This is a genomic window from Primorskyibacter flagellatus (assembly GCF_900176485.1).
Lineage (GTDB): Bacteria > Pseudomonadota > Alphaproteobacteria > Rhodobacterales > Rhodobacteraceae > Primorskyibacter > Primorskyibacter flagellatus.
Map to the genome: position 1 here is coordinate 208,142 of NZ_FWYD01000002.1, position 12,878 is coordinate 221,019.

Below are 12,878 nucleotides of genomic sequence, written 5' to 3' on the forward strand. Positions count from 1 at the left end.
CGCAAATCTGCGGGCCGTTGTCGTTGCGGGGCTCAGTCGCGGGTGCCTGCCTTCATCAAACCCTGCTCTTTCAGCGCCGCGTGGGTTTCATCCAGCGACCTGCGGGCGCGTTCAACCAGCGTGTCGATTTCCTGTTTCGAGATCACCAGCGGCGGCGAAATGATCATCCGGTCCCCGACATGGCGCATCACCAGATTGTTGGCAAAGCACCGTTCGCGGCAGATATAGCCCACGGTCCCGGCCTCGGCGGCAAAGGGCGCACGGGCGGATTTGTCCGGGGTCAGCGCGATAGAGGCCATCATGCCAATGATCTTCGCCTCGCCCACCAATGGATGATCGGCCAGTGATTCCCAGGCGGCGCGCAGATGGGGGCCGGTATCCTCGGCCACGCGGGTCACGATACCTTCCTCATCAAGGATGCGCAGATTCTCCAACGCGACCGCTGCCGCGACGGGGTGGCCGGAATAGGTATAGCCGTGGTTGAACTCTTCGCCGCCAATGACAGACGCAACCTCGTCACAGACAATAGATCCGCCGATCGGCTGATAGCCGGAGGACAGCCCCTTGGCGATGGTCATGATATGCGGCCGCCATCCGGTGGTTTGCGAGCCAAACCAGTTGCCGGTGCGGCCAAATCCGCAGATCACCTCATCCGCGATCAGCAGGATGTCGTGGTCGTCGCAGATGCGCTGGATCTCGGGCCAGTAGGTCGCGGGCGGGATGATGACGCCGCCCGCGCCCTGCACCGGTTCGGCGATAAAGGCGGCAACCCGGTCGGCGCCCAGGGTTTCGATGGCCTGTTCCAACTCGCGTGCACGGGCGAGGCCGAACTCTTCGGGGCTTTGTTCGCCGCCCTCGGACCACCAGTCGGGCTGGTTGATGTGGTGAATATCCGGAATCGGCAAGCCGCCCTGCGCGTGCATACCCTTCATCCCGCCAAGGCTGCCCGACCCGACGGATGAACCATGATAGCCGTTCCAGCGCGAAATGATGATATTTTTCTGCGGCTGGCCTTTGATCTGCCAATAGGTTCGCGCCATGCGGATATTGGTATCATTGGCCTCGGACCCCGATCCGGCAAAGAAGACGTGGTTCAAATCACCCGGAGCGAGCTCTGCCAGCCGCTGCGCCAGCGCGATGGCCGGTACATGCGTTGTCTGGAAAAACGTGTTGTAATAGGGCAATTCACGCATCTGGCGCGCGGCAACATCGGCCAGTTCGCTGCGGCCATAGCCGATATTCATGCACCAAAGCCCCGCCATCCCGTCAAGGATGCGGTTGCCGTCGCTATCGGTCAGCCAGACGCCATCGGCGCGGGTGATGATGCGCGCGCCCTTCTGCGTCAGCTCGTCATTGGTGGTGAAGGGATGCATGTGGTGCGCGGCGTCCAGCGCCTGCAATTCTGCGGTCGGCATATGGTTGGAAATCTGGGGCATGGGACACCTGCGGATAAAGGAAAGGTTGGCTGGCCGTAAAATATGATCAAATTCTGCACTGTCAATCGAATCAAGTCTGCAAGGCGGCACGGACCTGATTCATCCCCTGTTCGACATCGCGCCTGATCGCCCCTGCGGCGGCATCGGCATCTGCTGATTTCAGCGCCTCGATCAGCTCTTTATGCCGGTCCGGCAGGTTGAGCGTACCGAACTGTCCGCACACGACGCGCAGGGACGGTCCGAATCGCAGCCACAACCCATCGGCCAACGAGCGCAGGATCGGCGCGGCAGCCTGCGCGTAAAGCGCGTCGTGGAAACGGTAATTCTGTTCGAGATAGCCACGCACATCCCCCCCCGCGATTGCCCTGTCCAACTGCGCGTCAATCGTTTCAAGCTGACGCACTGCCCTGACGTCCGCACGCAATGCCGCACGTCTGGCAAGCTCTGGTTCCAACGCATTCCGGGCGATCACAAGCTCTTCAATCGCGGCCGCATCCAGTTGCGGCACAATAACGCGGCGATTGTCCTGAAACACCAGCGCGCTTTCGGCAATCAGCCGCCGGATGGCCTCGCGGACCGGGGTGATTCCGGCATTCAGTGTCTCGGCGATGCCCTGAATGGTCACGGCCTCCCCCGGTGCCATCTCTCCGAACAGGACGCGCGCGCGAAGCGCGCGGTAAACAATTTCATGCGCGGGCAGCTTGCTTTGACAGTGATTTGCATGGCCGTTCATCACAACATCCCTCCTATTCGCAGTTTTCGGATCTTGAGCCGCACCTTGCGTTGATTTCCCCGCCATGGAAACATCCAGTTGTTGCCAGACGGTAGAAAACTTGATCAAATCCACGCAGAGGCTGCCGACAAAAGGCGTCCCAGATCCAACAGGAGCAAATTTATGAAGACAGCGCTGCTGAGTTTCACCGCAACACTCGCCCTGACCGCCGCGGCACAGGCGCAAGAGGTGCGTGTCTATAACTGGTCCGATTATATCGACGAGGACCTTCTGTCGAAATTCGAGGAAGAGACCGGGATTGACCTGATCTACGACGTGTTCGACAGCAACGAGTTGCTGGAGACCAAGATGCTGTCCGGCGGATCGGGCTATGACGTGGTGGTGCCGACCGGCACATTCCTGCAACGTCAGATCATGGCCGGCGCTTTCCAGAAGCTCGACAAATCCAAGCTGCCCAATCTTGAGAACATGTGGAGCGTGATCTCGGACCGGACGGCGAAATACGACCCCGACAATGAATACTCGATCAACTACATGTGGGGCACCACAGGTATCGGCGTGAATGTTGCCAAGGTCCAGGAGGCGCTGGGGCCCGATGCGCCGATTGATTCCTGGGATCTGGTCTTCAAGCCCGAGAATATGGAAAAGCTGGCCGAATGCGGCGTGCATTTCCTTGACGCACCCGCCGAGATGATCCCCGCGGCGCTGAAATATATCGGCGAAGACCCCGACAGCCACGACCCCGAGGTGATCGCCAAGGTAGAACCGGTCTATGCGGCCGTGCGGCCCTATATCCAGAAGTTCCACTCGTCCGAATACATCAATGCGCTGGCAAATGGTGACATCTGCGTTGCCGTTGGCTGGTCCGGCGACATCCTGCAATCGCGTGACCGTGCGGCCGAGGCCGATAACGGGGTTGAGGTTGCGTTTAATACGCCCAAGGAAGGCGCTCAGATGTGGTTTGACCAGATGGCGATTCCAGTTGACGCGCCACACGTCGATGAGGCGCACACATTCCTGAATTTCATCATGGACGCGCAGAACGCGGCGGCGGCCTCGAACTACGTCTACTACGCCAATGGCAACAAGGCGTCGCAAGAGTTTCTCAACGAGGATGTGATCGGCGATCCGGCGATCTACCCATCCGAGGACGCTTTGAACAACTTGTTCACAACCACGCCTTTTGATCCGCGCGTACAGCGGACGGTCACGCGGCTGTGGACCAAGATCAAATCGGGCACCTAAGCTCTTTTACGGGCCCGTGCGTCCACTGCGCGGGCCTGACCCTGACAATTTGCTGGACGATTGCATGAACCAGACGGTCTTTGCCCCTTGGAACGACCCCGAAGCGAAACCATTGATTCAGTTCAAGCAGGTGACAAAGAAATTCGGAGAGTTTGTCGCGATAGACGCACTGTCGCTGGATATTTTCGAACAGGAATTCTTTGCATTGTTGGGGCCGTCAGGCTGCGGCAAGACCACGATGATGCGGATGCTTGCCGGGTTCGAATCGCCAAGTTCTGGCAGCATCCTTCTGGCGGGCAAGGACATCGCCCCGGTGCCACCGAACAAGCGCGCGGTGAACATGATGTTCCAAAGCTACGCGCTGTTTCCGCATCTGTCGGTCTGGGACAACATCGCCTTTGGCCTGCGCCGTGGCGGTGGCTCGAAAGAAGAAATCGCCGCACGGGTCGAAGAAATGCTGCGTCTCACGCGACTGACCAAGTTCTCCCGCCGCAAACCGCACCAGATTTCCGGCGGGCAGCGACAGCGCGTGGCGCTTGCCCGCAGCCTTGCCAAGGCACCGAAACTGCTGTTGCTGGATGAACCCCTGGGGGCGCTGGACAAGAAGCTGCGGCAGGACACCCAGTTCGAGTTGATGGATATTCAGGAAAAGACCGGCACCACCTTCGTGATCGTCACCCATGATCAGGAAGAGGCGATGACCGTCGCCAGCCGTGTCGCGGTGATGGATGAAGGCAGGCTTGTTCAGGTGTCCACCCCGGATGTGATCTACGAGGCACCCAATTCGGTCTATGTCGCGGATTTCATCGGCGAGGTGAACATCATCGAAGGCGCCACCGCCCAAGAGGGTGAGGCCGTCACGATCACCTGGGCAGAAGGCCAGCAACCGATCAACGCGCGCAGTACGCTCAGCCTGTCGCCGGGGCAAAAGGTGCATTTCGCGATCCGACCCGAAAAGCTGACAATTTCTGCCGAGCGTCCTGATGATGCGGCCAATGCGATGACTGGCAAGGTGCTGGACATCGCCTATCTTGGCAACATCTCGACCTATCACGTCGAGCTGCCATCCGGTCAGGTGCTCAAGGCGCAATCCGCCAATACCCGCCGGATCGCCCGCCGGTCCTTCACCTGGGAGGACACAGTTTGGCTAAGCTGGACCGATACGGCCGGCGTGGTGCTGGAGCAATGACATGCGGCGCCTGATCCTCATCGGCCTGCCTTATCTGTGGCTTCTGGCGCTGTTTTTGGTACCGTTTCTCATCGTCCTGAAGATCTCGCTGTCCGATATTGCGCTGTCGATTCCGCCCTACACGCCGCAGCTTGACCTGTCCGAGGGGTGGGCCGGTTTCCGCGCTTTCGTGGCCGCGCTGGATTTCGAGAATTTCACCTTCCTGACGACAGATGATCTTTACTGGAAGGCCTATCTCAGTTCGTTTCAGATCGCGCTGCTATCGACGCTGATGACGCTGGCCACCGGTTTTCCCATTGCCTACGCGCTGGCCCGCGCGCCGCGCGAATGGCGGCCGACGCTGCTGATGCTGGTGATCCTGCCGTTCTGGACAAGCTTTCTGATCCGCGTCTACGCGTGGATGGGCATCCTGAACACCGAAGGGCTGCTGAATCAGTTGCTTCTGGCGCTGGGGCTGATCTCGGAACCGTTGACCATCCTCAACACCAACACCGCCGTCTATATCGGCATCGTCTACACCTACCTGCCTTTCATGATCCTGCCGATCTACGCCGCGCTGGAAAAGCTGGACGACAGCCTGCTGGAAGCCGCCGAGGATCTGGGCTGTTCGCGCATCTCTGCCTTCTGGCTGGTGACTGTGCCGCTGTCCAAGTCGGGCATTGTGGCTGGATGTTTTCTCGTCTTCATCCCCGCCTTGGGTGAATTCGTGATCCCGTCGCTTTTGGGCGGATCGCAAACGCTGATGATCGGCAAAGTGCTGTGGGAAGAGTTCTTCTCCAATCGCGACTGGCCGGTTGCCTCTGCGGTGGCGATCATTCTTCTGCTGATCCTGATCGTGCCGATCATCCTGTTCCAGCGCAACCAGCAGAAACAACGCGAGGCCGAACGATGAGGGCGCAAACATTTTCACAGGGCCGTCGGCAGAGGATCTATAACGTCACCTGGCTTCGTGCGGCCACGCCGGAGGCGGACATATGAGACGTTTCACTTGGTTTAACGCCACATCGCTGACACTCGGCTTCGCGTTTCTCTACCTGCCGATGGTCATCCTGATCGTCTACAGCTTCAACGAGTCAAAGCTGGTCACCGTCTGGGCCGGCTTCTCGACCAAATGGTATGGCGAACTGATCCGGAACGAGGCGTTTCTGGATGCAGCCTGGGTCACTCTGCGCGTGGCATTCTTCAGTTCGACCCTCGCGGCGATTCTGGGAACCATGGCCGCCTATGTGCTGGTGCGCGCCAACCGTTTTCCTGGGCGTACTCTGTTTTCCGGTATGATCTACGCGCCGCTGGTCATGCCAGAGGTCATCACCGGTCTGTCGTTGCTGCTCTTGTTCATCGGCATCGGTCTGGACCGGGGCATTCTGACTATTGTTTTGGCCCACACAACGTTTTCGATGTGCTACGTCTCGGTTGTCGTTTCGTCGCGGCTGGCAAGTTTTGACATTTCCCTCGAAGAGGCGGCGCTGGATCTAGGCTGCTCGCCGTTCGAGGCTTTCCGCCTTGTCACCCTGCCGATCATCGCGCCAGCGGTGATTTCCGGATGGCTTCTGGCCTTCACCCTGTCGCTGGACGATCTGGTGATCGCGTCCTTTGCCGCCGGTCCGTCCTCGACCACCTTGCCGATCAAGATCTTCTCGGCCGTGCGGCTTGGCGTCTCGCCCGAGATCAACGCGCTGTCGACCATCATGATCGCGATTGTCACGGTGGGGGTGATTTCCGCCTCGCTGATCTCCAAACGCTCTGCCGTCCGGCAAGAGGCAGAAACCCGCGCCGCCGAACGCACATGAGGCATCTTTACGGGGCCTACGCCCTTTCCGGCGAGCCGAACCGGCTGAACCTTTGGGCGCGGGACGTGCCCGAAGACGCGCTGGCCGCCGCCTCGGCAACGGACGACATATCGGCCGATGTACTTGTCATCGGCGGCGGCTACACCGGATTGAACGCGGCATTGCATCTGGCCGAAGATGGCGCCTCTGTCTGCCTGATCGACGCCCGCCACCCCGGCTGGGGCGCCTCCGGACGCAATGGCGGCTTCTGCTGCGCGGGCGGCACACGCGCGCCAGACAAGGTGCTGACGCGCCGTTTCGGCGAGGGCGCGGCGCAAGAGGTCCGCGACGCAGAGCTTGCAGCAATCGACCATGTGGCCGCCCTGACGACGCGTCTGGGGATCGCTATCGACCGGCATTCTGATGGCGAAACGATCCTCGCCCATTCCCGCGCCGCCGCAAAACATCTGCGCACTCAAAAACCGGATATGGACAAGGCCTATCGGGCAAAAACTGAGGTCCACGACACAAGGCAGCTAAAAACGCTAGGCATGGCCTCAACCCATCACGGCGGGCTGACCTTGCCGGTGGGCTTCGCGCTGCACCCGCGCAAATACCTGTCGGGCCTCGCGCGGGCGGCCGCATCTGCGGGGGTCGCGCTTCACGGCGACAGCCCTGCGCTTGACGTCGCGCGGGATGGCAATGACTTTGTCGTGACCACGCCCCAGGCGCGCATCAAGGCCGACCGGCTGATCGTGGCCACTAATGGCTACACGACCGAGGACCTGATCCCCTGGCTGCGGGGGCGCACCCTGCCCGCGCAAAGTTCTGTCATCGCCACGGAACCGATGAACGCGGAAACGCTGAACGCGCAGGGTTGGACCAGCCACCAGATGGGCTATGAAGACCGGCGACTGCTGCATTATTTTCACCTGACGCCGGATAACCGCATGGTCTTTGGCATGCGCGGCGGTCTGGTTAGCTCTGCCGCCAATGAAACACGCATTCGCGCCCGCGTCCGCACGGATTTCGACCGGATCTTTCCGGCTTGGGCGCATGTTCCCACCCCCTACTACTGGTCCGGGATGGTTTGTCTGACGGCGTCGCTGACACCATATTGCGGCGAGATCCCGCAGATGCCCGGCGCTTTCACGGCCTTCGGTTATCACGGCAACGGCGTGGCGATGGGCAGCTATTGCGGTACGATCCTTGCTGATCTGGCACAGGGCAAGCCACCCCGCCACCTGCGCCCGCGCGCCTTTGCAGCACCGCCTCCGCGCTTCCCGCTTGGTCGTTACCGGCGGGGCTTTCTGGCGGCGGAATATGCCTGGGCGCGGTTGTCCGACTGATCCCTCAGCCTTGCGGCGTCAGGCTGCGGCGGGCCTTGCCACGCTCCAGCCCCAACTGCCGTTCCCGCCAGATGATCAACGCGCCCGCAGACATCACGATGGCAACGCCGATCATCATTGCACCCGTCGGCACCTCGCCAAACAGGACATAGCCGAAAATCAGCGCGAACAGCATCGAGGCATAGTCGAACGGCGCAAGAACCGATGCTTCGGCAAATCGGTAAGAGGATGTCAGAAAGATCTGGCCGACCCCGCCGATCAGCCCCGCGCTGATCAGCATCCACAGCACCGGCGTCGATGGCATCACCCAACCGAACGGAATGGTGAACAGCGAAAGCACTGTCGCGGTCAGCGAAAAGTAGAACACAACGGCAGAGGTCTGTTCGGACTGCACCATGCGGCGGATATGGATCTGGGCAACCGACCGCAGCGCGGCGCCCGTCAGCACCAGAACCACGCCCAGCGTCGCGGCCATTTCCATATCCTTTGGAGAGATCGACAACCGCGGCCAAAGGATGACCAGCACGCCGACCAACCCGATGCCAACCGCCGTCAGACGAAAGGCGCGCACCCGTTCGCCCAGCAAAACCGCCGCAAGCAGCACCGTAATCAGGGGCGAGGCAAAACCGATCGCCGTAACCTCGGGCAGTGGCAGAAGGCCCAACGCCGCAAATCCGCACCCCATCGCTGACGTGCCGATGATCCCGCGCCAGAAATGCGCCGCCGGGTTCCGGGTGCGCAGACCTGTCGAAAGCTCCTTGCGGGCGGCAAGCCAGATCACAATGATTGGCAGGGCAAAGAAGGACCGGAAGAACACCGCCTGAAAGCTGGACACTTCGGCCGAGCTTGCCTTGATCAGCGAGGACATGGCCATGAACAGAAAAAGCGCAAACAGCTTCAGCGCCATGCCACGAGCGGGGGACATTCAAACCTCGGGAAAGTTCAGTGTCCGGCGACATTGGACCCGAGCGCCCGAAAGGTCAATCGCGCTGACACGAAAGCGTCAGCCTGTGTCCAGGCAATGCCGCCGGAACGCGCGTTTGAGCATGTCCAGTTCGTCGCGCAAAAGCTGAAGCTCGGCGTGCAGATCGTCAGCCAGCACCTCGCCTGCAATGATGGCGAAGCTGTCCAGCAAATCGCCCGAGGCGGCATCGTTTATCAGGAACACCTGCGCACCGTCTCCCAGCATATTTGCCGGGACCGGAACCGTCAGATCCCAATGCCCTCCATCCGGGCTTTCTGTAAGTTTCACCTCGGGAAGCGCGCGGCCCTGATGGGTGACCTCGACCCTGGGCGCGGGTGAATCGGCACGTTTGCGGGTCACGATCCCTTCCCACACACCCTCGACAAAGCGCCGCTTGGCAATGTGATAGTCGCTCATGCTCTGTATGGCCTCTTCATTAGAGTTCCGCCCGTGGTCTGCGGCTGAACGTCAGGTCCCTCAGGATGACCTGATTCATAGCTGGCTCTTCGAAGATCAGGTCAAGCCATAGACGCTCTACGCGCCTTTCGTTCAGCTTTGAATAGGCCAGATCAAACTCGACAAGGGCCGCCTTGTCCGTCAACGGCAGTTCCATGACCAGCTGTTCGACATTGGGCCCGTGCTTTATATTCAGGCGCGCAAAGATGCGGAGCGGATTTTCCAGCTCGACGATCGCTTCCATGCGCAACAGATGACGACGCCGGAGGTCCTTCACCGCACTGTCCGGCAGATCGATCGCAAGCGACAGGTAGCTGCCGTCAAAACCGAACACATCCATTTGCAGGCCAAATGGGGCAAGGTCGGCCACGCGGGTATTGCGCAACTGGCGCAGCGTCAGTTCCGACCGGGTACAATCATGAAAGATCTTCACCTCTTCGCCCATCGTCGCGTTCGAAACCACCGCGGACAGGCCAGGATTACGCAGCGGGCCGCGCCACAATTGTGGCCTATAGGCCCAATCGGTATCGTTTGGTTTGGGAAAGCGAGTAGAGCCGATCCGCGGCAGTGCCAACCGACTCTCGGCAATTCGGATCAGCTTGTCGAGATGATGACGCAGGCGGCGGGCATGTTGGCGCTGCGCCCGCAACTCTTTCAGATCCGTTGCTTCTGCGCGTCGTGCGGCGCGCGCCCACCGGCGCAAGGCAGCGCGATTGGTCAACCGGTCGAGAAATCGGTTTTGCTCTGCCATGCCATCCCTCTTACCACACATCACGACGCGTGACCCAACCGCCAAACCCGGCCGCTGCGAGACCGTTAACGCAAGGCGTCGCCTTTGAACAAACTGCCGATTGCCGCGCCAAGTCCCTGCTGCCTCGGCTGTGATCCTGCGGCAGCCGCTTTGCCTGCTTCGCCAGCGCCCCGAAGCATCGCCGTACGACGCGGCGCGGTTGCCGCGTTGGCAGCATCGGTTCCGACGGGCAGTGCTTCTTGTTGCGCCGTGTCGTCCACATCCGGACTGGCGGAACGAATGGCCCGTGCTGTGGCCTGTAAGAACGCTCCGCCGTTGGCAGACGCCATTTCGCTGCCCTTCGGCGCATAGAGTGCAAGGCCGACCTGTCGTCCCGCGACCAGGAAAGCGCCCCGCCAATACCGCTGATCGCCATTCGGCAACACGCCGGTTCCGCCTTTGGCGAGTTGCACCACAGAAACACCATTCCGCGCGCTACTCCGCAATAAACCACCCCCGGCACTGGTGGCAATCTGCTCTGGTGAGGGGATCTGCGCGCCCGGATCCTTACCGCCGACCGTCACGGTGACAAGCACCGGAGGTACAAGGGCACCCGAAGTATCGCCGCTCAGAATCTGACAGCTTGCGATGACCGCAAAGGCGCGCGTGCGCTTGCTTTCGACAGTTTCCAGATCAATGCAATAATCGTCAGGGGCGCTCAGGACGACCTCGCCGCCGACAACAGGTAAGGTCGTGATCGGGTTGGCGTCAACCGAAGCGGTTCCGCGCGCTGACGCCAGCAAGCCGCGATGTCCAGCTGGTCCCGCTTCACATCCGGCCAACAACGACACGATTGCGCCCAGCAGAAATGCCGGGCGCATCATCATGCGATCATAGATCCATGTAGTCATGCTTTTCAGCCTTGCCGCCCGGATGGGTGACTGCGCCCTTGTAGATTTCACCAACAAGCTGTGAGTATTTCCACAGCGCACCGGAAGCATAGATCGTCTCGCGCGGGCCTTTCCAGTTGGCCTTGCGCTCTGCCAGCTCTTCATCGGTCAGTGCGACGTCGATCGTGCCTTCGATTGCATTCAGCGTGATCACGTCGCCGTCTTGCAGCAATGCAATCGGCCCGCCATGCGCGGCCTCCGGGCCAACGTGCCCGACACAGAAACCGCGTGTCGCGCCAGAGAAACGGCCATCAGTGATCAGTGCCACCTTCTTGCCCATCCCTTGCCCCGACAGCGCCGCAGTGGTCGCCAGCATTTCACGCATACCCGGACCGCCTGCGGGGCCTTCGTTGCGGATCACGAACACGTCGCCTTCTTTGTAGCTGCGGCTTTGCACGGCCTCGAACGCGTCCTGTTCACATTCGAACACCCGCGCCGGGCCGGTGAACAGCTGATGCTGCGCTTCCATGCCTGCGACTTTCACAATCGCACCTTCGGGGGCAAGGTTACCCTTCAGCCCGACAACACCGCCGGTTTTCGTCAAAGGCGTTTCAATCGGATAGATCACACGGCCATCGGCCTCGCGCGTGATCTTGTCCAGCGATTCACCAATCGTACAGCCATCGGCGGTGATGCAGTCTTCGTGCAGCAGACCCGCTTTGCGCAGCTCTTTCATCACGACCGGGACGCCACCAACCTCATAGAGGTCTTTGGCGACGAACTGCCCACCGGGTTTCAGATCGACGAAATACGGGGTGTCGCGGAAAATATCGCAAACATCATCAAGGTAGAAGTCAATTCCCGCCTCATGCGCCATGGCTGGCAGGTGAAGTCCGGCATTTGTCGACCCGCCCGTGCAGGCCACGACACGCGCGGCGTTTTCCAGCGATTTGCGCGTCACGATATCACGCGCCCGGATGTTCTTTTCGATTAGGTTCATGACCGCCACGCCCGACGCCTCGGCATAGGCATCGCGCGATTCGTAAGGCGCTGGCGCACCCGACGAGTTCATCAGCGCAAGGCCGATCGCCTCGGACACGCAGGCCATGGTGTTGGCGGTAAACTGACCGCCACAGGCCCCCGCCGAAGGGCAAGCCACCGCTTCGAGCTTTTCCAGCTCGCATGTGGTCATGTTGCCGGCCTGATGCTGGCCCACGGCCTCGAACACGTCCTGAACCGTCACATCCTTGCCATTCAGACGACCCGGCAGGATCGACCCGCCATACAGGAACACAGACGGCACGTTCAGACGAATCATTGCCATCATCATGCCCGGCAAGGATTTGTCGCAGCCCGCCAGGCCGACAAGGGCGTCGTAGCAATGACCGCGCATCGTCAGTTCTACCGTATCGGCAATCGCTTCACGCGACGCCAGCGAGGACCGCATGCCTTCATGGCCCATTGCAATCCCGTCAGTCACGGTAATCGTTGTGAACTCGCGCGGGGTGCCGCTGCCCGATTTGACCCCCATCTTGACCGACTGCGCCTGACGGTTCAGCGCGATGTTGCACGGGGCGGCCTCGTTCCAGCAGGTCGCAACGCCGACAAGAGGTTGATGAATTTCCTCCTCGGTCATTCCCATCGCATAGTAATAGGACCGATGCGGCGCGCGCGCCGCACCTTCGGTGACATGACGGCTTGGCAACTTGGTTTTATCGAACTGGCGCTTGAGCATGGCGCTGGCCTCCCTTGATAAATGCGTTGCAGATGGAATACCCAACGCGTTGTGCCTTCACAAGGATCTTCCTGTATGTTGCGCGCGCCGAGCGCTGCAATCAGCAAGCCGAAGTCCGCGCCGTTGAGTTTGGTCTTTTGGGATGGCCGTTATCTGACCTTTGCGATCCCATTGCCACAAGCCCGAATTGGACGGCGTCCCTTCTCACACGACATTTCAAATGATTGGAACGTCACAAAATAAACCTTTGACAGAAGTCGACAGGCAGAATACAACCCTAGGTGTAGTCTCGTCACAGCAGACGTGGACTTCCCCTCGCCGATAGTCCGGCGATCTGCGCCGGTGCTCCTCACTCCCCGGCCATGGCGCAACATCACTCCGG

The 12,878-nt window shown here is 60.6% G+C and carries 12 protein-coding genes; 5 read left to right on the forward strand and 7 right to left on the reverse strand.

Features of this window, described 5'->3' with window-relative positions:
• Window positions 1-32: 32 nt before the first annotated feature.
• Window positions 33-1,436, reverse strand: coding sequence for an aspartate aminotransferase family protein (locus tag B8991_RS03915; RefSeq protein ID WP_084350512.1), 1,404 nt, complete (start codon window positions 1,434-1,436; stop codon window positions 33-35).
• Window positions 1,437-1,506: 70 nt separating this feature from the next.
• A complete protein-coding gene (locus tag B8991_RS03920; protein ID WP_179141421.1) occupies window positions 1,507-2,169 on the reverse strand; it encodes a GntR family transcriptional regulator in 663 nt (220 codons plus the stop codon).
• A 162-nt stretch (window positions 2,170-2,331) separates the two neighbouring features.
• Here B8991_RS03920 and B8991_RS03925 point away from each other — a divergent pair, with 162 nt between their 5' ends.
• From B8991_RS03925 to B8991_RS03945, 5 genes are all read left to right on the forward strand, one after another.
• Complete coding sequence (locus tag B8991_RS03925; protein ID WP_084350513.1) at window positions 2,332-3,414, forward strand: polyamine ABC transporter substrate-binding protein; 1,083 nt, start codon at window positions 2,332-2,334, stop codon at window positions 3,412-3,414.
• A 64-nt stretch (window positions 3,415-3,478) separates the two neighbouring features.
• Window positions 3,479-4,603 (forward strand): ABC transporter ATP-binding protein, encoded by a 1,125-nt coding sequence (locus B8991_RS03930; protein ID WP_084350515.1) that lies wholly within the window; start codon window positions 3,479-3,481, stop codon window positions 4,601-4,603.
• Window position 4,604: 1 nt separating this feature from the next.
• Window positions 4,605-5,495 (forward strand): ABC transporter permease subunit, encoded by an 891-nt coding sequence (locus B8991_RS03935; RefSeq protein WP_084350517.1) that lies wholly within the window; start codon window positions 4,605-4,607, stop codon window positions 5,493-5,495.
• A gap of 82 nt (window positions 5,496-5,577) precedes the next feature.
• Complete coding sequence (locus B8991_RS03940) at window positions 5,578-6,393, forward strand: ABC transporter permease (protein WP_084350519.1); 816 nt, start codon at window positions 5,578-5,580, stop codon at window positions 6,391-6,393.
• Complete coding sequence (locus B8991_RS03945) at window positions 6,390-7,721, forward strand: NAD(P)/FAD-dependent oxidoreductase (protein WP_084350521.1); 1,332 nt, start codon at window positions 6,390-6,392, stop codon at window positions 7,719-7,721. The genes B8991_RS03940 and B8991_RS03945 overlap by 4 nt, the downstream gene beginning before the upstream one ends.
• A 4-nt stretch (window positions 7,722-7,725) precedes the next feature.
• On the opposite strand, the gene B8991_RS03950 is transcribed toward B8991_RS03945, so the two are convergent.
• The 5 genes from B8991_RS03950 to ilvD form a co-directional block, all read right to left on the reverse strand.
• A complete protein-coding gene (locus B8991_RS03950) occupies window positions 7,726-8,646 on the reverse strand; it encodes a DMT family transporter (protein WP_084350523.1) in 921 nt (306 codons plus the stop codon).
• A gap of 78 nt (window positions 8,647-8,724) precedes the next feature.
• Window positions 8,725-9,102, reverse strand: coding sequence for a hypothetical protein (locus B8991_RS03955; protein WP_084350525.1), 378 nt, complete (start codon window positions 9,100-9,102; stop codon window positions 8,725-8,727).
• Window positions 9,103-9,121: 19 nt separating this feature from the next.
• Window positions 9,122-9,892 carry a DUF6478 family protein gene (locus B8991_RS03960; protein ID WP_084350527.1) on the reverse strand — a complete coding sequence of 257 codons (771 nt, stop codon included), beginning with the start codon at window positions 9,890-9,892 and terminating at the stop codon, window positions 9,122-9,124.
• A gap of 65 nt (window positions 9,893-9,957) precedes the next feature.
• The gene (locus B8991_RS03965; protein WP_143514484.1) at window positions 9,958-10,782 is read right to left on the reverse strand and encodes a dihydroxy-acid dehydratase; all 825 of its coding nucleotides are present in this window, start codon (window positions 10,780-10,782) and stop codon (window positions 9,958-9,960) included.
• Window positions 10,763-12,496 carry a dihydroxy-acid dehydratase gene (gene ilvD, locus B8991_RS03970; RefSeq protein WP_084350532.1) on the reverse strand — a complete coding sequence of 578 codons (1,734 nt, stop codon included), beginning with the start codon at window positions 12,494-12,496 and terminating at the stop codon, window positions 10,763-10,765. Before ilvD ends, B8991_RS03965 begins: the two co-directional genes overlap by 20 nt.
• Window positions 12,497-12,878 lie beyond the last annotated feature (382 nt).

What these genes read in the sequence shown, in the direction of transcription:
- B8991_RS03915 (WP_084350512.1), bottom strand. Translation starts at nt 1,436, where the DNA reads ATGCCCCAGATTTCCAACCATATGCCGACCGCAGAATTGCAGGCGCTG.
- B8991_RS03920 (WP_179141421.1), bottom strand. Translation starts at nt 2,169, where the DNA reads ATGAACGGCCATGCAAATCACTGTCAAAGCAAGCTGCCCGCGCATGAA.
- B8991_RS03925 (WP_084350513.1), top strand. Translation starts at nt 2,332, where the DNA reads ATGAAGACAGCGCTGCTGAGTTTCACCGCAACACTCGCCCTGACCGCC.
- B8991_RS03930 (WP_084350515.1), top strand. Translation starts at nt 3,479, where the DNA reads ATGAACCAGACGGTCTTTGCCCCTTGGAACGACCCCGAAGCGAAACCA.
- B8991_RS03935 (WP_084350517.1), top strand. Translation starts at nt 4,605, where the DNA reads ATGCGGCGCCTGATCCTCATCGGCCTGCCTTATCTGTGGCTTCTGGCG.
- B8991_RS03940 (WP_084350519.1), top strand. Translation starts at nt 5,578, where the DNA reads ATGAGACGTTTCACTTGGTTTAACGCCACATCGCTGACACTCGGCTTC.
- B8991_RS03945 (WP_084350521.1), top strand. Translation starts at nt 6,390, where the DNA reads ATGAGGCATCTTTACGGGGCCTACGCCCTTTCCGGCGAGCCGAACCGG.
- B8991_RS03950 (WP_084350523.1), bottom strand. Translation starts at nt 8,646, where the DNA reads ATGTCCCCCGCTCGTGGCATGGCGCTGAAGCTGTTTGCGCTTTTTCTG.
- B8991_RS03955 (WP_084350525.1), bottom strand. Translation starts at nt 9,102, where the DNA reads ATGAGCGACTATCACATTGCCAAGCGGCGCTTTGTCGAGGGTGTGTGG.
- B8991_RS03960 (WP_084350527.1), bottom strand. Translation starts at nt 9,892, where the DNA reads ATGGCAGAGCAAAACCGATTTCTCGACCGGTTGACCAATCGCGCTGCC.
- B8991_RS03965 (WP_143514484.1), bottom strand. Translation starts at nt 10,782, where the DNA reads ATGACTACATGGATCTATGATCGCATGATGATGCGCCCGGCATTTCTG.
- ilvD (WP_084350532.1), bottom strand. Translation starts at nt 12,496, where the DNA reads ATGCTCAAGCGCCAGTTCGATAAAACCAAGTTGCCAAGCCGTCATGTC.